Below are 21,988 nucleotides of genomic sequence, written 5' to 3' on the forward strand. Positions count from 1 at the left end.
CCAAAGTTAATAAAGCCCCCGAGTAAAACCGGGGGCTTTATTATTTGGATATTTCAGCTATTGCATTTTAGCCCTGCCCGCTAAGCCTCCTCCACATCAGACCAGACTGCAAACTCATTGCCGCAAGGCTCCTTAAAATGAAAGCGCCTACCGCCGGGAAAGGAAAAAATTGGCTTGGCGATTTCGGCTCCGCACCGCACAATTTTTTCCAGGGTACCCTCCAGGTCTCGGCTGTATAACACCACCAGTGCAGCTCCATTCTCTGTAGCGCTTTGCAGCTTCGCCCTGAAGAAGCCACCGTCCAATCCTGCATTGGAAAAAGCACTGTAATCTGGTCCGTAATCAGTAAAGATCCAATTAAAAGCCTCAGTAAAAAATGCCTTAGTCTTATCTAAATCCCTGGAGGGCAACTCAATATAATTAATTTTTTCATACTCTTTCATAAGCTCTCCATTTCCGGTGTTTTCAGTTATCAGGCCGTGGGTCGTACCGGGGTATTCACCACCTGAAAACTGCCATTTGCCAATGCCAGTGGCCGCTCCCTATAAAGGATAATGGCGCGATCCATCATCTGTACAAAATCAAGCATCGCATAAAGCACCACCCCTTTTCGCCCCTGATAAATATCAGGCCGATAAATCAGCGCCGCCATTCGATCGTCCATAGCCTCATAGGTATATGAAGCTTCTCCTACTAACTTACCAGCCGCCGTAACGTAACAATGGGTTGCGGTTTCATAGGTTACCGTGTGGGTAGACAGGTCCGGGAAATCACCTTCTTTTGAATAGTGAGTGCCAGTCCACTCCAGGCTCAACCCTTCTAATGTTTTAAGTGCCTGCATGCTTTTCTCCCCACAGTAATTCAACAAGGTCACCAACTGGTAACTGACAGACTCAACCGATAAACTGCACCGCCTTTGGCCGATAGGTATAACCGAAATCTAAACTTTCCGTATCATTAGCCTGATCCCTTGCATGTCCTTCATCACGACGATTCCAAGGGTAATTAAAATGGCTTAACCTGACCATGGATTCAAACTTGTCTGGTTCCCGCAAGGGGATACAAGTAAAGAAAAGACCATCCAATGGGAAACGCAATTCCATTGGAATTTTACTCTGCATAGCTTCCAGTTCTGGCAAGTAACTGTTGTAGTAGTTTTTAATCGACTTACTAGCCTTTGAACCCCTTCTATTTTTTCCCACAGAATTGGTACCGATAAAGTGCTCTCCCAGGCGCTTTCGCAATGAACGTCTATGCTTGCCCACATACATTGGGTAAAAACCTGTCGGGTAGCCAACAGCGTGTAAACCAAAAGCCGTATTTTGCAATGCCATATATTTATCTTTCCTAAAACCTATCTCGTAGACACCAGCAGTGTCTGGAGCATCCAGGTAATGGCTCAGCGGGCGCAACGGTTCCCACGAAGGTGTTACTATCATTTTTCAAATTCCTTTGACTAACGGCACTTTTAAGTCCTTGAGTATTACTCCGCGGGCACACCATACCCTGAAACTGGAGTAGCCCGTTCAGCAACAGAATATTATCACCATGCCAAGCCATTAAACGGAGTATTTCCATACACGGCTATACGCCGATTGTCTGGACTCGGTAAAGTAAAAAGATAAAAGTAAAAAAGGGGCGCCAATAGCGAGGAAAGAGGAAAGAAAACGGCCGGATATCTCTTGCCTTAATATCCGACCGCTCAATATGTGGAGTTAATTATTTATTGTTGTTGATATTCATCTCAGTGCCAAAACGGCTTGCGAACCTCGATTTCACGGTAGGCTTTATCTTCATTACCGAAATCGTCTTTAACTGTCAGGGTAATTTCATAACTACCACCGTTAGAATAGCGGTGTAGTGCCCAGGGGCCGGAGCGGCTGGTGCCATCGCCAAAGTCCCACTCGTAGCTCAGGCTACCGTCGCCATCGTAACTACTGCGCTCTTCAACCCATACCCAACGCAGGAAGCTGTGCACCTTAAAGTCAGCCTGAAGTTCAACAACTTCCTCAATTTTTACAAGCTGCTCAATTACGGAAATCGCCCCCCGATCATCTTCAACCTGCAGGATTACAGAGTAGGTACCTGCAGCATCGTAACTATGACTGGGGTTTTGCTCAGTACTGGTAGTGCCATCACCAAAGTCCCAGGCCCAGCTAACGATAGTGCCATCGGTATCGACGCTGCTATCGAGGTAGTTCACTTCAAAGCCTTCAATGCTCCACTCAAATCCAGCAACCGGTTCCAGGTTATCTGCTCCCAGGTCCAGCTCAACCACTAACGGATCGTGATCTGAAGCGCGAAATGCATCAGTCGAGTAGAAACTCTCCACCTGCTCATCGGTTTTATTCTCGATGTTGTAATCCAGCACCCGAGGTTCGTCGGCATTGATATGCCAGTCGGCAGCACCAGTTACCAAAGGGGCCAAAGCTTCACTGGCTAGGGCGTGATCCAGGTATCCGGACTCACCGCTGTAGACATAGGAGTAAGCTTCGCCCTCACCGAATACTTCCAGCAAGTCGGTGTAACCGGCATCCTTTAAGGTAGTAATCGGATTTTCGCGGGCGTAGCTATTGAGGTCACCGAGCACCAGAACACGGTCAGTGCCGCTACCTGTTGGGTCAGTATCAATCCATGACACCAGAGCGTCCGCTGCTTCTGTGCGCAGGGAGTTCCAGCAGCCCTGACCATCATCCTGGTCATCGTTCAGGCTGCCATCACCCGGGCAACTACCTTTTGATTTAAAGTGGTTGACCACCACGGCCAGCTCTTCACCACTTGATGATTCGGCGAAGGCTTGCAGAAGAGGCTGGCGGTTACCGTCATCGAATGGGTAGCTATCGGTTGTTGCAGCAGCACCCACAGGCATTACCCGATCACTGCGATAAATCAGCCCCACAGTAATCTCATCGGTGCCCAATTGGGTCAGATCAGGGTTAATGAATTGATAATTTTCACTGCTGGTAGCGGCATTGAGGCCATTAATCAAATCCTGGATAGCGCTGTCAGAATCGTAGCCATCATTCTCAATTTCCATTAGGCCTACTATATCGGCATCCAGGCCTAAAATAGCGGAAACAATTTTACTTCTCTGGCGCAGGAATTCTTCTTCAGTATCAGCGCCTCGGGAAGTAGGGAATCCCTCACCGTTGCCATCGCCATTGAAATAATTCAAAACATTAAAACTGGCAATTTTCAAACTGCCCATACCCGGTAATTCCGGAGCACTTTCACGCAGGTTGGCGGCAATAAATTCCGGCGCTTCCACGGGATGTACACGATATGCGCTGTAGCTATACCCCATTACACCGCGTAATCCCTCTACCGTATCGCCGTTGCGTAAGGTATTACTGGCACTGAGGCCGGAAACGGGGAAAGGCACCTCTTCGGGGTTTTGCACACTGGAACCATCATCCAGCACAACCCTGTTCAGATCGTTGGCACTTTCCTGCACAACGGCTGCAACACCTGGTTCATTATTATGGGTGGGAATATAGAGACGGCCATTGGCAAGGGTAACTTCACCATAGCGCCCCAGGTTATAGTGATCATTCACCATCAGGGCTTGCGGGAACTCAACCAGCATCCCCTCGTATTGCTCCTGCTCTTCGACAGAACTAAATGGCAAGGAGACTTCCTCGGCAGTGACACTGTAGCCGCTACCACAAACCGTTACACCATCAACTTCATCTAATTCGGTAAAGTCATAGTATTCAGTGACCACACCACCGACGCGAACCAGGTCTCCGACTTGTACATCTACACCGAAGCCTTTGTCATGTACAAACAGACCCTCAGAAGTATTGACCTGGCCATCCTGATCACTGTCTTCCTCTTGCAGGAAGAAGCCGGAAAGGCCTGTACTGGTGTCTTGGAAATCACCGACAACAACCGCTTCAATTTCGTGGCGCTCGTCTTCCAGAGCGCTTTCAAAGTCATCACCCTGAATCTGGCTGATTAAAGTAGAAATATCTCCACAATCGCCGAGCACAACATCGTCATCACCGCCGCCGTCTCCGCCACCGGTGCCATCTTCGCTGTGCCAGCCAAGATTAGAAAAGTCGTCCTGACCTGCGCTAGACCATTCTGATGCGGGGTCAAAATCCGTGCTGCCATCAGCACGGCCTTCGCTCACACTCCAGTCGCGGATTAAGGTTTGATTCTGGGTGCCCAGACTGCTGCCGCCCCATTGGCTACCGGGATCAACACCGATCTGGCCGATAACATCCACATGCCCATTGGGCCCGCTCAGGGCAACAGCATCATCCCCATTAAACAAGCCGCTGGTATAAATCTGGTCAGCAACAGAAAGAATTGAAGAGTCTGCACTGCCATGGGCGAATACATAAACATCGCCATCTGCCAAACTTCCAGTCAGAGCGATGGTTGAAGCCGCCGTAGCGGAGCCATTGAAGTAAAGCTCAATGCTATAGCTACTCAGGTCAACCGCTGCACCAGTGCCGTTGTAGATTTCGAGGGCTTTGTTATTGCTGCTGCCCTCGATGTATTCAGAAATAATGAGGTCGCTGGCTTGGACCTCTTCCGCCGCAAATGGTAACCCCAGGGCTGCAAGGGCAGCCAAGCCAATCTCTTTCATAGTTTTTCCTTCACGTTGTACCTGACACAGATCAAGCGGCGCAAAGATTGGCGGTTAATTCCTAAAGTTCGATGAATGAAATATGAAATTTCAATTTCAAACCTGTGACCGAAAATCCACTTCACAGTGAACTCGCAAAGTTCGTCACACAAAGAAAAAACGACATTGTATCTGCGAAGGGATAGAACGGCGCTCAATGGGCTTGAAAAGTACACACAATATTATATAGTCACTTATATAACTACTTATGGATATATGTGATGAAATACAGCCAGCTGGGAACTCAGCTCCGCTACCTTCTGGAGTTACTGGATGGTGATGTTGCGGAAAGCTATAACCTCTGTGGCCTGGAAAGTTATAAACCTCGCTATACACCGATAATACGTGCGCTTTTACATAAGAGGGATATCACTATTAGCGAGGTGGTTGCGAGTACTCATATTTCCCAGCCAGCAGTTAGCCAAACCGTGAAAGGCATGATCAAACAGGGGCTGGTACAGGCTTCTTCCGGAGAGGATGCGCGCCAACGAAAAATTCGCCTGACCCGCAAAGGTAGAGCGTTAATACCCAAGCTTAAGCAACAGTGGTTAGCAACGGTGGAAGCTGAGCATTCCCTCAGTGCCGAGTTATCTGTACCACTATCAGAAATACTCAATGAGGCGATTCAAGCTTTGAAAGAGCGCCCTTACCTGGAACGCATACAAAAAAACCTACCAGCGGAGGCTATACAGACATGAAACGCCAGCTCAAAATGAGTTTAGCGGTATTTATCAGTTTTTTTTCCACGTCTCTCGCGGCCAGTTCCAGTGCAGCGATTTCCTGCCAGTTTGAGACAGCTCAAATTATTCAAGCTGCAGCATCGGCGATTCAAGAGCGCTATGTGCTGGAAGAGAAAGCAGACACATTATCTGCTCAGCTCAACAGGCTGGCAAAATCTAAGCGCTTTAATCACCTTTGCAGTGACTACCAACAATTTGCTCACACCCTGACTGAAGAAATTCGCACCCTGTCCGGGGATAAACATTTCTACGTGGAGCATGTCGACACACGCATAGAAGCCCACAATTGGATTGAACAATGGCAAGCTGAAGCGCCCAGCAATAACTTTGGCGTTAAGAAAATTGAGATTCTTCCGGGTAACATTGGCTACCTTTCCCTCTCCTCCTTCCACACCTTTGAAAATGCCCAGCAAACCCTGGCTGCCGCTTTTATTCTGCTTAGCCACAGCGAGGGCTTTATACTGGATTTACGCAATAATGGCGGCGGAGACGAAGAAACAGCCTATGCTGTTCTGCAATCATTCATTGACCCCCAATCTCCCTTTCCCTTTTTTATTGAAAGTCGCAAGAGGAGAGAAATACCGAAACGTATTTCACCTCAACCCTGGCCCGCCTATGGTAGTGACAGGCCACTGGTGATACTGATTGATGAGAGATCCTTCTCCGCATCAGAGAGTACCGCCTTTGCACTACAGCAGCTGGGCCGAGCCACGGTTATCGGTGCTGCCAGCGCCGGTGGGGCACATATGATGGAATCACCCCAGTCCCTCCCAAATGGCTTTGAAATCGGCATCCCTGATAAGCGCCCGGTTTCCACTATTGTCGACAGCCGCCTCAACTGGGAAGGACTGGGTGTAATTCCCGATATTGAAGCCGGTAACCGGGAAATCATTCAGATCGCTTTAAAAGTAATGGCAGGCAATCGTCAATAAGATCTCTACTAACCTGCAAAATTATGCATTAACCAAACGGGCATACGGGCTTGACTCCGCTCCACACAGGCAGAGCCAGATCTTCGTTATTATCTGAAGGAGCGCCAGTTCGGCTCTTGAAAGCCCCCTCCTTGATCGTCAGGCGCATTAAGGCCGTTCCCTTGCGCTCCTGCAAACTGGGTGGGCGTACTTGATCCCAGCGCCCCGGCTCTATATCGTCAATAATCGCTTTAAAGGCTGCATCAAACTCCCCCTGGTCCGTAACCCGTTCACCGCAGCAAAACAATACAGCAGAGCGATAATTTGCGCTGTGATGATAGGCCGACTTGGCCAATACCCACTCATCACATCGGGCAAGAGAAATACATATCTGCCCCCCTTTCTCCAATAGTTTTTGCAAGCGGCTTTTATTTGCTAAATGAAAATACAAAAACTCTCCCAGGCGCCAAACTGTTAAGGGGATAATGATGACGTCACCATTTTCAATAAAGCCCACATGGCCCAGCTTTAATTCATCGACAAGCTGAAAAACATCCTCACGGCGGTAACTGGCACGCTTGGGCGCGCGACGTATACGGCTTTTCGCCGAGGTTTGCAGTTCATCAGAGACTGGCAAATGTAAATCCATAAACCCTCCCTCAATTCACTCAGGTGTAAAATGGATATCGCCAATGTAGAGGCTTACTGGTACGCTGATAAGAACCAGTTTTAATTATTTGATGGTGCCAGTTTTGACTAGCCACGAGCTTGCAGACCTAAACCTCGACCCAGGCCAGCCACTGCAGAGCCAGTTGTATCGGCAACTGGTGCGGTGGATTTGTGTAGGCCGATTGGCCGCTGGCACCAAGCTGCCCTCATCACGCCGACTGGCAGAGTCCCTCGCCATCAGCCGCAATACTGTCACTCAGGTCTTGGATCAAATGAAAGCGGAAGGCTTCCTTACCAGCTACCCAGGTAAAGGCGTATTCGTATCCCCGAAACTACCGTCCTATGTCGAGAAACCTGAAGGGCAAGATTGGCAGGCGCAGTCGAACAGATGTTTGCCGCCACTCTCTGACTATGGTGACTTGGTACAAGCCTTTCCGGGAAGCAGGGAGAACGAAGATCTATTAATCCCATTTACCCCCGGCTTACCAGATCTAAATGCATTTCCATTCACTATCTGGAATAAATTGTACCGCCGCCATCAATCCAGGTTGGCCCTGGCTGGTTACGGACAGAGCCAAGGTTATTTACCTTTGCGCCAAGCACTTGCCGAGTACCTTCGCAACTCACGCGGCCTTCGCTGCAATGCTGAACAGGTAATTATTACTAACGGAGCTCAAGAGGCGCTGAATCTGTGTGCGCAAGTTACTGTCAACCGAGGGGATAGAGTTTATATAGAAAACCCTGGCTATCGCCGCGCTCGATCAGCCTTTCTGGCTGTTGGGGCAAAACTCATGCCTGTAAGCCTGGCAGATAAGCACCTTGATGTGGATAAATTGGTAAAGAGCGCAAAAAAAGCCAAATTACTTTTTATCACGCCAACACATCAATACCCCATGGGTGGTGTTATGCCCGCCAGTGAACGTATCAAGTTATTGGATTGGGCGACACAAATGGGCTGCTGGATCATTGAAGATGATTACGACAGTGAGTTTTCTTTTCAAAACAAGCCCGTCGCAGCGCTTCAGGGTATGGGAGAAAAAACACCCGTGCTCTATATGGGAAGTTTCAGTAAAACCTTATTACCTGGCTTGCGGCTCGGCTACTTAGTGACCCCCAGCTCTACTGTACCTGCATTTGCACAAGCAAAAGAAATGCTCTCTGGTCACTCCCCCTTAGTCACCCAGGCTGTCGTGGCAGACTTCCTCAACGAGGGGCATTTTGTCCGGCATCTTCAAAAAATGCGTGCTAGCTATATGCAAAAGTGGGAACATTTTTGTCAGCTTATTCGCGATACACTACCCTCGCCAGCAAGACTAATTGCCAGTAGTACCGGCATGCATCTGGTAATTTCAACACCAGGACATGATGATATTACCCTGTCGAAAAAATTACGCAGCCACGGGTTAGGAAGCACACCACTATCTCTCTTTTTCCCGAACAAAGTGGAAAATACGGGATTGGTACTCGGATTTGCCAATACAGAACACAAACAGAGAGAGGAATGTGTAAAGGTTCTCACAAAGCTACTGGAAAAATAAATACCGAACAAATAAATAATATTTATTTAAAAGTAAATATTGCTTTATTTCACACACCAATATTACGCAAACAAAAAAAAACAAATGAGCAAATACTTTAATAGAATAAAAAACTCATACTATCACCAGCATATCAAATAAAAGCCAATTAATTAGGGAAAATTTCCTATGGCCCTTTTCCAAGCCTAAGTCACAATCTCCTTGCTTTGGGTGTTCTCTCTTATTTTCAATTACTCACATAATTAGGGAAATTTGATATGAAAAATAGAAATATGAATCCAATAAAAGCAGCATTGTTAACTGTTACCGGCGTAGCCAGCCTGTCACTATCTGCAGTGACCTCCGCCGTCAGCTGTGGAGATACCATAACCACAGCAGAAGTATGACTAGCGATATTCTTCTCTGTACAAGCCATCCGGCTCTCATCATTGGAGCTGGCGGATCACTCGATATGAACGGCTACACACTTAGCTGTGATGGCGATGGAATTGGTGTCCGATTGACTGACTCCGACACTGTTCTCGAAGATACTGCCGGAGGAGGCAGTATCGAAAACTGCAATAACGGTGTTTCTGCGGAAGGGGGTGGCGGGCATTCAATTTATGATATCAATGCTACCGCAAACTTTATTGCAGGAATTGCCCTTTGGAGCTCTGGCAACAGCGTAGAAACTTCCTATGCCAACGGAAATTGGGGTATGGGCATACGTCTTATGGGAGACGGAAACCGTGTAAGAAATTCCGAAGCTATGGGGAACTCTCTGCAGGGAGTAAAAATCGTCGGGAATGACAGCCTAATTCAATTAAATGATACCAGTTCGAACGGAGCGAGTGGAATTGCCATTGATGGCGGCGATGGTGGCATTATCGCTGACAACCTCTCAGATAATAATGGAACTCACGGAATTAAGATGCTGGGTTTGGGGCAGGTGGGGTACCTTATAATCGGCAATACCGCTATGGGTAGTGGAGGCGCCGATATGGCAGATGACAGTTTTCCAGCTCGCAATGGCAATGTGTGGATTCGAAATGACTTTGATACTGCTAATAATGCCTGCATCCAATAAATAGATTACCCACTATCAACAGGCCTATCAGGTTTAGTTACACACGAAATATAGGCCTGTTTTTTCAATTCAGTAAACACATAGATCTCGAACGCTATTGACCATGCTCAATTCTTAGCTTGAAGAAATTTTAAAATTATCGTTTATTCCACCTCTTAATAGCACGCTATAAATTGTTTATATTGATTTTAGCTTGAAGATAAATAAGAGTTTTCACAATCAGCCATACAACTAATTATCTTTCGATCAGATCACAAAAAAACCAATGATAAATCTCAGAAAATATAGAGGTTGTTTTAAAGGTCTAGCCATCGGTGATTCATATGGCGCGCCTTACGAAGGCGGAGTACTGGAAAGACAACTGTGGAAAATCATCGGTAAAACAGACAAGGGAAAAAGGCGCTATACGGATGACACTCAAATGTCTATAGATATAGCAAGCTCCTACCTTGAGTATAATTATTTTGATCAGGATCACATCGCCAAAAACTTTGCTCAAAGTTACCAATGGAGCAGAGGTTATGGACCCGGTGCAGCGAAGCTGCTCAAAGGTGTCAGGGACGGTAAGCGATGGCAGGATTTAAACCGAAAAAGGTTCAAACAGGGCTCTATTGGTAATGGAGCCGCCATGAGGGCACCAATTATCGCCCTCTGCCACCCCAAAAATGATCATCTTCTCAAGCAACACGTACAATCCGTCTCCGAAATCACCCATGCCCACCCTATCGCTGTCGAAGGGGCATATCTGATCGCCATCACCATCTGTGAGTCCCTGCAGGATCGATCAAACAGGGAGATATTAGACAAGCTGGAGATGAGCAGTGAATCTGAAATATATCAGCAAAAACTCAAAAAATGTGCGACTCTTTTGTCCAACCTCAACTTTCCACATCCACAGCAGATCAAGCAGTGGCTAGGTAATGGAATAACGGCTCCAGAATCCTGTATCACCGCCATTTACTTTGGACTGATGTATCGAAACTCGCCTTTAACTTCGTTACTGGCGAATATATTTTCCCTAAGCGGTGATACGGATACTATTGGCGCCATGGCAGCAAGTATTTGGGGAGCATTTAATGGCGAAAGCCGAATGAAAAGTCTGGCTGCAGAGGTTGAAGACATCGAACTTATTAATGAGCTCTCTGAGAAACTCTATTTCACCCAGCACCAACATGAACAAGCTTTACAACCGGCATAATTCAGCCAACGATTGCAGCCTATAAATCGTAACAGAGCTGCCCTGGACGGGGATTAAAAAGACTGAATACTTCTCACCCTGGCCCGCAGCTTTTCTATTCGATCAACCGTCGTTCGCGCCCCTATAGATCCAACGAAAAAGAAATGATTACCCGAGACAATTTGTGAAAAATAGTCTGAAGATGAGCGGGTTAAGAGCTGCACCAACTCCCATTTATCCCTCGGAATCTGCTCCGGAGACACCGAACCCAAAAGCTTATTCACAAGCACCCGATTGCGAATAAAGGCCCAGTCATCAATATTGCACAGCACATTTTCCAAATCCCCCATAGAGTCACTCTGAATAACGACAGGAATCGGATAATCCAGAAAGCCAAAAGTATTTGCTGTCTTTAATGCCCTGGAAAGATCTTCCTTAAACCCTCGCCCGTCGTACATTAGTCCAGTTCCAATCAGAGCGACAGGGATTGCGCCGAGAAACTCACTCCGATATCTATCCTCGGGAATAATTGTGTGCTGATTAAAGGTACTCTGTTCATTGAGCGCGGCAAAAAATGTGGGGTAAATACCGCTGCGGCTAGCCATGCCGTCAGCGGTCATTTCTATGGCTTTGACATTAGCAATGGGTAGGAATCCTGGCAATGGAGGATCTGCAGCCATGGCAACCAAGCATTCGATCGAAAAGCCCGCAGTTTTCGCCGCCCTCGCTAGAGCCCCTGCAATTTTCCCCCCCATACTCCAGCCACACACTATCACTGAACTCGGGAGGTGGTTTTCGGAGAGAATTTTGGCAATAACGTCCGCTGCCTGATTGCCCCAATCTTGAATGGTAAACTCGGGATGCGTGCTACTAAAAACCGCGTTCGCCACAGGATAGGAAATAGCCAGGAAAGGGAAACCCGCTCGAGTGACCCAGTGGCTGATAAAATCGTCAGGGCGACCACCGGGATAGCCATAAAAAATACGCGCTAGATGAGCCGCTCCAGGAATAAATACCATTAGCGGCTTGGAACCGCTGCTCTGAATATAGCGGTAAAGTACAGGGAAACCATTCACCGTTTCCAGAACCTCACCGTCATACAAAGAAGTACCAGGTATCATTTTCAACTGCTGGGTGAGTGAACGTCAGCTTGACGCTTTTCCCCAGACCTCCTCCAGGCGCTTATCGCGTCCGCAGCGGTAGCGATAATACTTGTAGCGCAGGGGGTTACGCTGGTAATAGTCCTGATGGTAAGCCTCTGCGGGATAAAAGGTCGCAGCGGGCTTTATCTGTGTAACCACTTTTTTGCCCAGTTCCGCCTCCACCTTCTTCTTGCTCTCCTCAGCTAAGGCCTTTTCCTCATCATTACCATAGAAGATTTCAGCACGATATTGGTCGCCGCGATCACAAAACTGGCCACCCGCATCAAAGGGGTCAATGTTGTGCCAAAAAATATTGAGCAGGTCAGAATAGCTGACTTTGTTCGCATCATATTTTACCTGAACAACCTCGGCATGACCGGTACCGCCGGAAGATACCTGTTCATAAGTTGGGTTTTTGACATGGCCACCACTATACCCGGAAGTGGTTTCTAGCACGCCATCAACCTTGTCAAATGGTGGCTCCATACACCAAAAGCAGCCACCCGCAAAAATAGCCGTGCGAATATTCGATGAATCCTGAGCCAGGGCAATACCAGCCAGCGAGAGGAACAAGAGAGCAATAATACTGCGCATCATTCAGTCCTTTACCGATTATCGATGGAACACATTCTCTTCTGTCGCTTATTCACAGGGATTTATTACAGTGTGATACTACCTTCACAAGCGCGCAGGAAAATATCCCGGTACTCAATCCCATTAAAACGCATCGGGTTAGTGCTGGCGGAAGGTTCCACAGACGCCATTTTCCCAACTCTATCCGCATCGGTATCATCAATGCCGATCTCCGCCAGGCTATGGGGAATCCCCACCTGCTTGCGCAAGCCGAGCACCCAGTTGAGCACCGCGTCAAATCCACTGTCGAACATGTCATTACCAGCCAATTGTAGATAGAGCGCCAGATGCCCCATCGGCACTTGGATGGCTGGGCGATTGGCGATAAGGACATAGGGCATCAAAATTGCGTTAAGGAGACCGTGGTGCTTGTCATATAGGGCACCAAGGGGGTGAGCCAATGCGTGGATAGCCCCCAACCCTCGCTGGAAAGCCGTTGCGCCCATACAGGATGCGACCAGCATTTGCTGACGCGCCTCGAGTTCTGCACCTATGGCATAAGCTCGTGGCAGATACTCCTTGATCAGGCGCATCCCCTCCAGGGCAATCCCTTCGGCCATGGGGTGGTATTGGGGGGAATAAAAAGATTCCAGATTGTGGGATAACGCATCCATTCCCGTCGCCGCAGTGAGGTCCGGGGGCAGCCCCATCGTCAGCTGAGCATCCAGAATAACAATGTCCGGCATCATACGAGGGTGAAAAATCAGCCTCTTAGCCTGGGCTCTTTCATCGGTGATTACCGAAACCCGACCAACCTCCGAGCCAGTACCAGCAGTCGTGGGAATTGCTATCAGCGGTAAAATACCCTTTGGGTCCACGCGCCTGTAGTTATCGCCAATATCCTCAAAATCCCAAATACTGTGCTGTTGCCCTGCCATAAGGGCAATAGCTTTACCCGCATCAAGAGCCGAGCCGCCACCGAGGGCAATAACCCCATCGCACTTGTGTTCGTGCAGCTTGGCTACACCATCGGCAATATTGACTTCGTTGGGATTACCCTTAATTCTGGAGAAAATACTTACTTCCAATCCCACCTGGTGGCACGGATTGATCGCGCTATCGATCAGTGGCAATGCGGCGACGGTAGGGTCTGTGACTATCAGTGGGCTGCGAATATTCAGCTCCTGGCAAGCTTCAGCCAACTCGGTAATTCGGCCGGGACCAACCCAAATGGTCGTGGGATAATTCCAATTGACATGGTATTTATCCACAATTTCCTCTCTAAATTTGTGTCACTTATATAGACTCAATGTGGAATGTGACCCTTCGAGAAGGCGGGGAGGTAATTTACCCTCAACATCCTCCAATTCCCGCTAACCATTGAGCTTAAAATGAAATGACTTGGGCCGGGTTAAACTCTCAAACCCAATTTTAGAAAGAGTACATCCCCGGCCAGATTGCTTGACCCCGGTCCAAGCCAGTTCCGGGTCCAAGTAATCACATCGATTTAAAAAAACGGTACCCGCCTCAAGATAATCCCCCATCTCCAATGCAACGTCTTTATCGCGGGAGAAAATAGCCGCAGTAAGACCGAAGGGGCTGTTATTCATAAATTCTAGAGCTTCGCCGTCATCATGCACTTTCTGCACCCCCAGTACGGGTCCAAAAGTCTCCTCACGCATCACTCGCATATGATGTCGCACCCGGGTTAACAATTGTGGTGCCATATACTGGGTACCCCGTTTGTCCATTGGAAATTCATTCACATCCAAATGGACTTTCGCGCCCTCAGCTACCGCCTCATCCACCTGCGCCCGAACCCGATCAGCCGCTTCTGCGCGCACCAACGGCCCCAAAGTGGTCTCAGCTTGATCCGGGCGCCCCAGTCGGTATTCACGCAACAGGTCGACCGCCTGGGAAATAAACTCAGAAAAAATATCTTCATGCACATAGGCCCGCTCAATACCACAACAGGACTGCCCGGAATTAAAATAAGCGCCGTCGACTACTGCTGCTACAGCCTGGGTAATATCGGCATCAGCACGAACGTAGGCAGGGTCTTTCCCCCCCAATTCGAGCCCAACCTGAATAAACCGACCGGCAACTGTGCGCTCCAGATTTATCCCGGCACCAACCGAGCCGGTGAAGGCAAGGTGCTGGATTTCCCCCGCGCACGCCAACCGCTGGGTATAAGCATGATTTAAGTGAAGGAACTGGAAAACACCGTAAGGTAATCCCGCCTCCCGAAAAATTTCCACCATTCGCTCAGCGCAAAGTGGTGTCTGAGTCGAGTGTTTTAATATAACCGCATTCCCCGCCAATAGTGCCGGCACTACAGCATTAACTGCTGTCAGGTAGGGATAATTCCATGGAGCAATCACCAGGGAAACACCGAGAGGCTCCCGGCGGATAAATCGGGTAAATCCTCGTTTCTCAGGTAAGTCAATATCGGCAAGAGCTTCAGTGGCAAGCTTTGCCATAGTCTGTGCTCTCTCAATAAATCCACTAATCTCCCCTCCTGCATAGCGGATTGGGCGCCCCATCATCCAGCACAGCTCCCGCCCCAAACGCTCTTTCTTGGAGGAAAATATGTCCACTGCTCGCTCGACAATAGCAATACGCTCGCTGAGAGGTGTCCGCCGCCAGGCTTGCTGTGCCTTATTGGCCCGGTCCAGCACCACTCGAATCTCCACCTCACCCGCCAGGGCACGCTCAACATAAACGCTGTTATCAATAGGGGAAATACACTGGAGATGGTGCATGATTTTTGTCGTTTTCATCGGCGTCGATACTCCCAATTAAATTATTTCGAAGTACCGCTCCAATTCCCAATCACTGACATGGCGGCGATATTCCCGCTCCTCCCACTCACGACTGGCAGAAAAGTGCTCAACAAATTCACTGCCAAATAATTCCTGTGCCGCCTCTGACGCCTTAAATTGTTGGGTAGACTCCCACAGTGTACCTGGTAGTTCTTGCTCGCCCTCCAATTCCAGCGAGTAGGCATTACCAGCGATAGGCTCACTGGGCTGCCATTGCTGCATAACACCATAGAGGCCGGACCCCAAGGCAGCGGCCAGTGCTAAATAGGGGTTTGCATCGGCAGCGCCCAAACGGTACTCGATACGCTGGGAGGCATCGCCACCGGGGATAACTCGGAGCGCCGTTGTGCGGTTTTCCACACCCCAGTTGGCCCCTGTCGGAGCCCAGAACCCCGGAACCAAACGGCGATAACTGTTTACGGTCGGAGCCATCAAAGCCAGGAATTGCGGCATCAGCCGTTGCTGACCAGCAATAAACTGACGCATTATCTGGCTAACCCCGTCGGGCTGGCTGGAATCGAAAAAGGCGGAATCGCCGCTGCCGCAATTTCTCAATGACAAATGGATATGCCCGCTCTGCCCCGGATAGTCGCTGGACCAACGGGACATAAAAGTGGCCATCATCCCCATTCGCTGCGCCAACACTTTTATAAAAGTTTTAAACAGCGCCGCTTTATCCCCGGCAGCCTCCGCACCATCCACCGCAATGGCTGCCTCTAACACCCCCGGGCCAGTTTCCGTATGCAGTCCCTCAAGGGGGAAGTCCATACCCTCACTCAGGTTCAGAATTTCCCGATACAGCTCGCCGTGCACTGAATTACGCAGCATTGAGTAGCCAAAAACATCGGGGGTAAAAGGTTTTAAGTTGCGGAATCCCTTTTCCCGCACCGATTCGGGAGTTTCGTCAAACAGGAAGAATTCGTACTCCAGGGCCGCATAGGGATCAAATCCCAGTGAGCGGCAGCGCTCTAGCACTCGCCGCAACACTGCACGCGGGCACAGCGCCTGGGCACGACCGTCAAACTCCGCCAGAAACAACAGCATATCGTCTTCAAAAGGCACATCCCGGCAACTCTGCGGGAGAATGCGTACCGGGGCGTCCGGGTATCCGGTATGCCAACCGGTATAGGGGGTGTTGTCGTAGAGCTGGTCCTTTACATCCCAACCCAGGACCACATCACAGAAAGAGAAGCCTTTTTCCAGGGATGAGAGGAATTTTGCGCGGCTCATATATTTGCCACGCATCACGCCATCGGTATCGAATAAACCCACTTTGACATGACTGAGGCCTCGCTCTTCGACAATTGCGCGGGCCTCCTGAGCGGTTTTTACCTCCCGTGCCTGTACCATGACTGGTCCTGCCCTGTTGTTGTTATATCCGAGTTACAGGATAGACCCGCCAGACGAGCTACGACGCCATTAGCCAGGTGCAGGCGTGACTTTCAGCCAGGCTCCACAGCATATATAATCCGCGCTCCAGATTTTCAGTTACCTATTCATTCAGGACCAGCAATGAGTTTCGACAAGATCCCGGCAGGTAAAGAGCTGCCCAACGATATCAACGTAATCATCGAGATCCCTGCCAACCACGACCCGATCAAGTACGAGGTGGACAAGGACTCTGACGCAGTATTTGTGGATCGCTTCGTCGCCACTCCAATGTTCTACCCGGCTAACTACGGCTACGTACCCCAGACCCTGTCAGAAGACGGTGACCCCCTGGACGTGCTGGTAGTAGCACCTTACCCGGTAATGGTTGGTTCTGTAATCCGCTCTCGCGTTGTTGGCGTTCTGAACATGACCGATGAATCCGGTGTTGACGCCAAGCTTCTGGCCGTTCCGCACACCAAGCTGACCAAGCTGTACGATCACGTTGAAGAAATCAGTGACCTGCCCGAGCTGCTGATCAAGCAGATCGAGCACTACTTCGAAAACTACAAAGCCCTGGAAGCAGGCAAGTGGGTTAAAGTAGAAGGCTGGGCTGATGCCGAAGCTGCACGCAAAGAAGTTATGGCTTCCCGCGAGCGCTACCTGAAAGAAGAAGGCTAATCCCCTTTTCTTTGAGCAATAAAAAACCGGCCAAGTGCCGGTTTTTTATTGCCTGTTTGGAGAGACCCTGTCAGTTAACTACCCAATTGGGAACAGATACAGGAGACGGCTCCTCCCCCTTGCGCTCACTCTCATCCAGAAGCTGGCCTTCCGCTGCACGCAGACTGAGGTGCTCTACCTCAACGCTGACCGGTTCCACCGACTTGCGTTCGTGCTCCTTTACGAGGTTTCCCTCCATGGGTGCCAGAGTCCACTGCGAACTGAAAGCAGTTTCAGGCTTTGACTTCGGCTGTTCGGTAACAGCTGTTCCACTGTCCTCGCTCTTGATACTTACCTGAGCACCAATTTTGGCCAGGTTGGCCTGAAACTGCTGCGCCTGGAGCAGAGATAAACCTTTCTTCAATGTCAGCGGGCGTCCACTGAACAGTTTCTCTATGGCCTGGGGATTACTCTTGAACAGGCGCACCATGCTGGCCTTTACATCACCGGCAGTATATCCCGCCACCAAATCTCCGCGAAAAACCAAGCTGTAGGTGGATTGCGACATCAATAATATTTCCCTTCGTTACTCTTCCGAATCCAGAGTCTGATCCATGGTGTAAGCCGGTGCCCCCTCGACACGCCCCCCTACCTGGCGGGCGGGAACACCAGCTACAGTTGTGTGGGCGGGTACATCGTGTAAAACCAGGCTGCCGGCGGCAATTTTAACGTCTTCTCCCACTCTAACCGGTCCCAGGACTTTGGCACCGGCTCCAATCATCACCCCGGGGCCAATTTTCGGGTGGCGATCGCCGCTGCCAGAGCCACTGCCCCCCAGCGTCACTGAATGGAGAATGGAGACATTGTCTTCCACTACACAGGTCTCCCCCACCACTAATCCTGTAGCGTGGTCGATCATAATGCCGCAGCCAAATCGCGCTGCTGGGTGGATATCCACCGAGAACTGCTCCGATACCTGGCTCTGGAAATAGAGCGCCAGGGTGTGGCGGCCCTGGTTCCATAGCCAGTGCGCTATGCGGTGGGACTGCAGGGCATGAAAGCCCTTAAAGTACAGAAAAGGGGTAAGGTACTGGTCGCAGGCCGGGTCCCGGTCATACCAGGCACAAATATCCTCACTCAAACAGCGGGAAATGCTCGGATCACTGGCCAGAGCCATGGCGATTACTTCCTGCAACGCCGTTGCTGTGAGTGCATTGTGCTCGAGCACTGAAGCAAGGTGATCCGCGATGGCATCTTCCAGGGACTTGTGGCGCAAAATAGTATTGTGGAAATAGCTTGCCAGGATAGGCTCACCGGCAGCGGCCTCCGAGGCCTCAGCCCTCATGGCCTGCCAGATATCCCGCCGGCCTTTAACGGCCACTTCCTCACCCATAACTCATCTCCCTTACATTGCCCCCGGCACACTCTGCGGCGCAGCTTGGCAGGATCGACTGTCCCTTTCAAGGTAAATCCCCCGCCTCAAAGCGGCCTTCTACCACTCCTCATATGGTCTAGTAACGAACTGTAACCAGGCTTTCGCGACAGGCCGCTATAGTTGCTCACTAAACGAGGGATAGCAGTGATCCGGGACCCAGATAAAGCACGTATAGATATCCTGAAGGTGCTCACAAACCGCAGCGCCCAGGGATATATCTGACTCTCGTAGTAGTTCTGACAGGCGCTCCACACTGAGCAGCTCCTGTAACTCCCGGGCCCTGGGGGCGTAACTCAAGTGCCAGCGCTCCGGTGCGACACCGCCGCGATCCTCAGCATAGGGCCGGAACAGGCCATAGCTGTTACCTGCGCTGATTTGATTATCCAGCCAGCGGTGGAAGGGGCCGAATACACCGTCATCCGCCACCTCCTGGGGAATGAGCTGGACCGTATAGTCAGAAGTTACTGCCGACGCATCGATAATATCAAAATCGGTACCCCAGTGGTGCCGGGATGCTCCCGGCAAAGCGGACCAGCGCAGTATAGCGAAGGCCAGTTCCCGCTCGCTTAATTGCCCGATATCCAGGGGGTTACCTTCGCTATCGAGAACTGGACGCTGCCCTTGGGCTTTTGCATTCCAGATCAACAGCTGTCGATCAAAGGCGCGGAAACCGGATACGACTTTAGGGGAAAATCCCGCGTCACGGGCATCTCTGCTCAGGCGCTGAAAGGCAATCAGGGCCTCGGGGTGTAAAAGCTGGTCGGAAGCGGGATCGACAATGACATGCTCATCGCCGAGTCCAAACAACATACGCTTCAGCGGTGTCGATAACATTTGTATCTCATTGTTAGGCGAACCCCAAAGGGCAGGCTAAATTATTCAACAGGCTATGCCTACTTTAACAGAGAGCAAACAGTCACCCTCAACTGAGGCACCAAAAGCAGGCGCGCCGTACAATAATCTGGCGGTAATGTTTGTTAGCCATCTGTTAATTTATGTTAAGTTCAAAGCCGCAGTCGAGGGTTTGGCTGTGACAACGGACGCTCAAACTGGTAGGGAAAACCGAATGCACCCGAGTCAATCAGAACTATTAAAACTAAAAAACCTGGGCCTGGCCTCGGTCAATATTCTCCACTCTATTGGCATTCGCTCCCACGATGACCTGCGCAGGGTTGGGCCGGTCGAGGCCTTTATCAGCATCCGAAACCGGGGGATTAACGCATCCAAGGTGATGCTCTACGCACTTCAGGGCGCACTGATGGATGTGCACTGGAACGACCTGGAGCCGGAGCTGAAACAACATCTCACCAGTGAAGTCGACCGCCTCCTTGCCACCCAGAACTCTGACTAGCGATCCACTTCAAGCGCCACTGGTGCACGGATTAGACGGACTACCGGCGCAGCGGGATCTGCTGTGCCGCTCCACAGAAAGGCAAGTTGCGCCAACCCTATCTAAACTTACCGGTAGAGCCGCGGAATAATTCCGTAAAGACACTCACTCAAAGGAGAGATCCGATGTTGCGCATTGGGCTATTCCTGCTGACCAACCTTGCTGTCCTTGTATTGGTCGGCATCATTTTCAATATTTTTGGAATTGGGGGAATTCTTCAAGCAAACGGTGTTGATCTCAACCTTGGCGCCCTGTTACTGATGTGCGCGATTTTTGGCTTTGGCGGGTCTTTTATTTCCCTGCTCTTATCGAAAACCATCGCCCGGATCAGTACCCGCACACAAATTATTGAGCAGCCGCGCAGCGCCGATGAGCAGTGGCTGGTAGAAACCGTACGGGAACTCTCCCGCAAAGCAGGCATTGGTATGCCGGATGTGGGGATATTTCCAATGCCCCAGGCGAATGCCTTCGCCACCGGCTGGAATCGCAACAGCGCCCTGGTCTCCGTCAGCGCCGGACTGTTGCAGCGCTTTAGCCGAGAGGAAGCCCGCGCCGTGATTGGCCATGAAATCGGTCACGTGGCCAATGGCGATATGGTGACGCTGGCACTGATCCAGGGTGTAGTAAATACCTTTGTGATGTTCCTCGCCCGCTTGGTTGGATTCTTCGTGGACCGGGTTATCTTGCGCAACGAACAGGGCTTGGGCATCGGCTATTTTGTCACATCCATTGTTATGGATATCATATTCGGCTTCTTCGCCATGATGATTGTCGCCTGGTTCAGTCGCCGCCGTGAATATCGGGCCGACCATGCCGGCGCCACACTCGCCAGCCCCCAATCCATGATTGCCGCACTGCAACACTTGAAGGTGGAGTCTGATCGGGGCCACGAGGAACCCCTACCCGGCAACATGAAAGCCTTCGGTATATTCGGCAGTATGGGAGCGCTTATGGCCACGCACCCACCACTGGATGATCGTATTCTCGCCCTGCAAAATTTCCGTAATTAGTGCCTAATTAGATAGTTATGTATCCCTACCATATCAAGGAAGAGATATGAAATATCTAACAATTTTGATTTCGCGTGGGTTATATATATTCGTGGGTAATGCCAATGCACAAAATCAGGTGCCTCAGAATCCAGCTGCCGGATCTGACACAAATATGCTTGTTTCAATGCTCAAGGCATAGTTAAAAGCGCTAAGTAATCCTGAGCTTTTAGACGCGCAGGCAAAGTATTTTAGGGAGTTGTATCTATCTCTTAAAAAGCAAGGTTTTACCGAAGAGCAAGCAATGCAAATAGTGGTAGCCTTAGCAGCATCGCGGAATTCAAGATGAGTGGCACATCGATACATAACAGTCATAGGTAGTTTGCGCTGGCCCCTTTGGGCCTCTGCGGGCGATAATTGATCTCAGCTTTACGTTCAATTTTTCACAGAGTTGTCACTTAAAAGGGTCTCTTTCTGTTTAGAAAGACGTAAATTATTAAAGCATTCATAAAAAGAGGGGTCGTGAAGTACATCCCGCTACTCATCGCCATATTTTTAATTGGGTGTTCTCCTTCATGGAATGACGGCCCTTACGAGATTTATTGGATAGATGGCGAAAAAGCCCTTGGTTTTAATTTGGGGAACGATGCCAATATCCGTCGTATCGATGAACCACAACATATCAGTGCAAACGAGATGTTCGTCTCAGTCTACGCTTGCCCTGAAGGGGCCTGCGCTTACTATTACATAGATCGTGTTCAAGACCACAAATTCGCAGATTCTTCCGAATTTGTTTTTGGCCCCTACACAGAAAAAACCTTTGTCAAATTACAACAAAAGCTACGACTACCAAAACTAGAACAACGATAAAA

General features: G+C 49.8%; 23 protein-coding genes. 10 read left to right on the plus strand and 13 right to left on the minus strand.

The window, feature by feature from the left end; all coding sequences use genetic code 11:
- Positions 1 to 80: 80 nt before the first annotated feature.
- The 4 genes from BTJ40_RS17750 to BTJ40_RS17765 form a co-directional block, all read right to left on the minus strand.
- Positions 81 to 443, minus strand: coding sequence for a VOC family protein (locus BTJ40_RS17750; protein ID WP_108734326.1), 363 nt, complete (start codon positions 441 to 443; stop codon positions 81 to 83).
- Positions 444 to 472: 29 nt separating this feature from the next.
- The gene (locus BTJ40_RS17755; protein ID WP_202862823.1) at positions 473 to 841 is read right to left on the minus strand and encodes a hypothetical protein; all 369 of its coding nucleotides are present in this window, start codon (positions 839 to 841) and stop codon (positions 473 to 475) included.
- Positions 842 to 893: 52 nt separating this feature from the next.
- On the minus strand, positions 894 to 1,439 hold the full coding sequence (locus BTJ40_RS17760) for a hypothetical protein (RefSeq protein ID WP_108734327.1): 546 nt from the start codon (positions 1,437 to 1,439) through the stop codon (positions 894 to 896).
- 305 nt (positions 1,440 to 1,744) lie between these two features.
- Complete coding sequence (locus BTJ40_RS17765) at positions 1,745 to 4,597, minus strand: ExeM/NucH family extracellular endonuclease (protein WP_108734328.1); 2,853 nt, start codon at positions 4,595 to 4,597, stop codon at positions 1,745 to 1,747.
- Positions 4,598 to 4,857: 260 nt separating this feature from the next.
- Here BTJ40_RS17765 and BTJ40_RS17770 point away from each other — a divergent pair, with 260 nt between their 5' ends.
- Together BTJ40_RS17770 and BTJ40_RS17775 are read left to right on the plus strand one after the other, a co-directional pair.
- Entirely contained in the window at positions 4,858 to 5,334 is a 477-nt protein-coding gene (locus tag BTJ40_RS17770) for a MarR family winged helix-turn-helix transcriptional regulator (RefSeq protein ID WP_108734329.1), read from the plus strand.
- On the plus strand, positions 5,331 to 6,308 hold the full coding sequence (locus tag BTJ40_RS17775) for a S41 family peptidase (protein WP_108734330.1): 978 nt from the start codon (positions 5,331 to 5,333) through the stop codon (positions 6,306 to 6,308). Before BTJ40_RS17770 ends, BTJ40_RS17775 begins: the two co-directional genes overlap by 4 nt.
- Positions 6,309 to 6,336: 28 nt before the next feature.
- Here BTJ40_RS17775 and BTJ40_RS17780 read toward each other — a convergent pair whose 3' ends face one another.
- The gene (locus BTJ40_RS17780; protein ID WP_108734331.1) at positions 6,337 to 6,936 is read right to left on the minus strand and encodes a pyridoxamine 5'-phosphate oxidase family protein; all 600 of its coding nucleotides are present in this window, start codon (positions 6,934 to 6,936) and stop codon (positions 6,337 to 6,339) included.
- Positions 6,937 to 7,039: 103 nt separating this feature from the next.
- Here BTJ40_RS17780 and BTJ40_RS17785 point away from each other — a divergent pair, with 103 nt between their 5' ends.
- From BTJ40_RS17785 to BTJ40_RS17795, 4 genes are all read left to right on the plus strand, one after another.
- Positions 7,040 to 8,494 (plus strand): PLP-dependent aminotransferase family protein, encoded by a 1,455-nt coding sequence (locus BTJ40_RS17785; protein WP_202862824.1) that lies wholly within the window; start codon positions 7,040 to 7,042, stop codon positions 8,492 to 8,494.
- A 257-nt stretch (positions 8,495 to 8,751) separates the two neighbouring features.
- Positions 8,752 to 8,880 (plus strand): hypothetical protein, encoded by a 129-nt coding sequence (locus BTJ40_RS22975; RefSeq protein ID WP_255422763.1) that lies wholly within the window; start codon positions 8,752 to 8,754, stop codon positions 8,878 to 8,880.
- A 65-nt stretch (positions 8,881 to 8,945) separates the two neighbouring features.
- A complete protein-coding gene (locus BTJ40_RS17790) occupies positions 8,946 to 9,560 on the plus strand; it encodes a NosD domain-containing protein (RefSeq protein ID WP_157954145.1) in 615 nt (204 codons plus the stop codon).
- Between the two features lie 265 nt (positions 9,561 to 9,825).
- On the plus strand, positions 9,826 to 10,758 hold the full coding sequence (locus tag BTJ40_RS17795; RefSeq protein ID WP_108734334.1) for an ADP-ribosylglycohydrolase family protein: 933 nt from the start codon (positions 9,826 to 9,828) through the stop codon (positions 10,756 to 10,758).
- Positions 10,759 to 10,811: 53 nt separating this feature from the next.
- Here the strand turns inward: BTJ40_RS17795 and BTJ40_RS17800 are convergent, their stop codons facing one another.
- The 5 genes from BTJ40_RS17800 to BTJ40_RS17820 all read right to left on the minus strand — a co-directional run bounded on the left by BTJ40_RS17800 (position 10,812) and on the right by BTJ40_RS17820 (position 16,624).
- Positions 10,812 to 11,858 (minus strand): alpha/beta fold hydrolase, encoded by a 1,047-nt coding sequence (locus tag BTJ40_RS17800; RefSeq protein WP_108734335.1) that lies wholly within the window; start codon positions 11,856 to 11,858, stop codon positions 10,812 to 10,814.
- A 24-nt stretch (positions 11,859 to 11,882) separates the two neighbouring features.
- A complete protein-coding gene (gene msrA, locus BTJ40_RS17805) occupies positions 11,883 to 12,473 on the minus strand; it encodes a peptide-methionine (S)-S-oxide reductase MsrA (RefSeq protein WP_108735339.1) in 591 nt (196 codons plus the stop codon).
- A gap of 65 nt (positions 12,474 to 12,538) precedes the next feature.
- A complete protein-coding gene (locus BTJ40_RS17810) occupies positions 12,539 to 13,723 on the minus strand; it encodes an iron-containing alcohol dehydrogenase (protein WP_108734336.1) in 1,185 nt (394 codons plus the stop codon).
- A gap of 102 nt (positions 13,724 to 13,825) precedes the next feature.
- Positions 13,826 to 15,232, minus strand: a complete 1,407-nt coding sequence (locus tag BTJ40_RS17815) for an aldehyde dehydrogenase family protein (RefSeq protein WP_238152050.1) — start codon at positions 15,230 to 15,232, stop codon at positions 13,826 to 13,828.
- An 18-nt stretch (positions 15,233 to 15,250) separates the two neighbouring features.
- Positions 15,251 to 16,624 carry a glutamine synthetase family protein gene (locus tag BTJ40_RS17820; protein WP_108734337.1) on the minus strand — a complete coding sequence of 458 codons (1,374 nt, stop codon included), beginning with the start codon at positions 16,622 to 16,624 and terminating at the stop codon, positions 15,251 to 15,253.
- Between the two features lie 162 nt (positions 16,625 to 16,786).
- Here BTJ40_RS17820 and ppa point away from each other — a divergent pair, with 162 nt between their 5' ends.
- On the plus strand, positions 16,787 to 17,323 hold the full coding sequence (ppa, locus tag BTJ40_RS17825; protein ID WP_108734338.1) for an inorganic diphosphatase: 537 nt from the start codon (positions 16,787 to 16,789) through the stop codon (positions 17,321 to 17,323).
- 70 nt (positions 17,324 to 17,393) lie between these two features.
- Here ppa and BTJ40_RS17830 read toward each other — a convergent pair whose 3' ends face one another.
- From BTJ40_RS17830 to BTJ40_RS17840, 3 genes are all read right to left on the minus strand, one after another.
- Entirely contained in the window at positions 17,394 to 17,870 is a 477-nt protein-coding gene (locus BTJ40_RS17830) for a hypothetical protein (RefSeq protein ID WP_108734339.1), read from the minus strand.
- Positions 17,871 to 17,888: 18 nt separating this feature from the next.
- Positions 17,889 to 18,695 (minus strand): serine O-acetyltransferase, encoded by an 807-nt coding sequence (gene cysE / locus BTJ40_RS17835; protein ID WP_238152051.1) that lies wholly within the window; start codon positions 18,693 to 18,695, stop codon positions 17,889 to 17,891.
- Positions 18,696 to 18,851: 156 nt separating this feature from the next.
- Complete coding sequence (locus tag BTJ40_RS17840) at positions 18,852 to 19,571, minus strand: M15 family metallopeptidase (protein ID WP_238152052.1); 720 nt, start codon at positions 19,569 to 19,571, stop codon at positions 18,852 to 18,854.
- 232 nt (positions 19,572 to 19,803) lie between these two features.
- Here BTJ40_RS17840 and BTJ40_RS17845 point away from each other — a divergent pair, with 232 nt between their 5' ends.
- The 3 genes from BTJ40_RS17845 to BTJ40_RS17860 all read left to right on the plus strand — a co-directional run bounded on the left by BTJ40_RS17845 (position 19,804) and on the right by BTJ40_RS17860 (position 21,986).
- A complete protein-coding gene (locus BTJ40_RS17845; RefSeq protein WP_108735343.1) occupies positions 19,804 to 20,088 on the plus strand; it encodes a TfoX/Sxy family protein in 285 nt (94 codons plus the stop codon).
- 164 nt (positions 20,089 to 20,252) lie between these two features.
- On the plus strand, positions 20,253 to 21,137 hold the full coding sequence (htpX, locus tag BTJ40_RS17850; protein WP_108734340.1) for a protease HtpX: 885 nt from the start codon (positions 20,253 to 20,255) through the stop codon (positions 21,135 to 21,137).
- A gap of 501 nt (positions 21,138 to 21,638) precedes the next feature.
- Positions 21,639 to 21,986 (plus strand): hypothetical protein, encoded by a 348-nt coding sequence (locus tag BTJ40_RS17860; RefSeq protein WP_108734341.1) that lies wholly within the window; start codon positions 21,639 to 21,641, stop codon positions 21,984 to 21,986.
- Positions 21,987 to 21,988 lie beyond the last annotated feature (2 nt).

The organism is Microbulbifer sp. A4B17 (genome assembly GCF_003076275.1).
In the GTDB taxonomy this organism is placed as follows: Bacteria; Pseudomonadota; Gammaproteobacteria; order Pseudomonadales; family Cellvibrionaceae; genus Microbulbifer.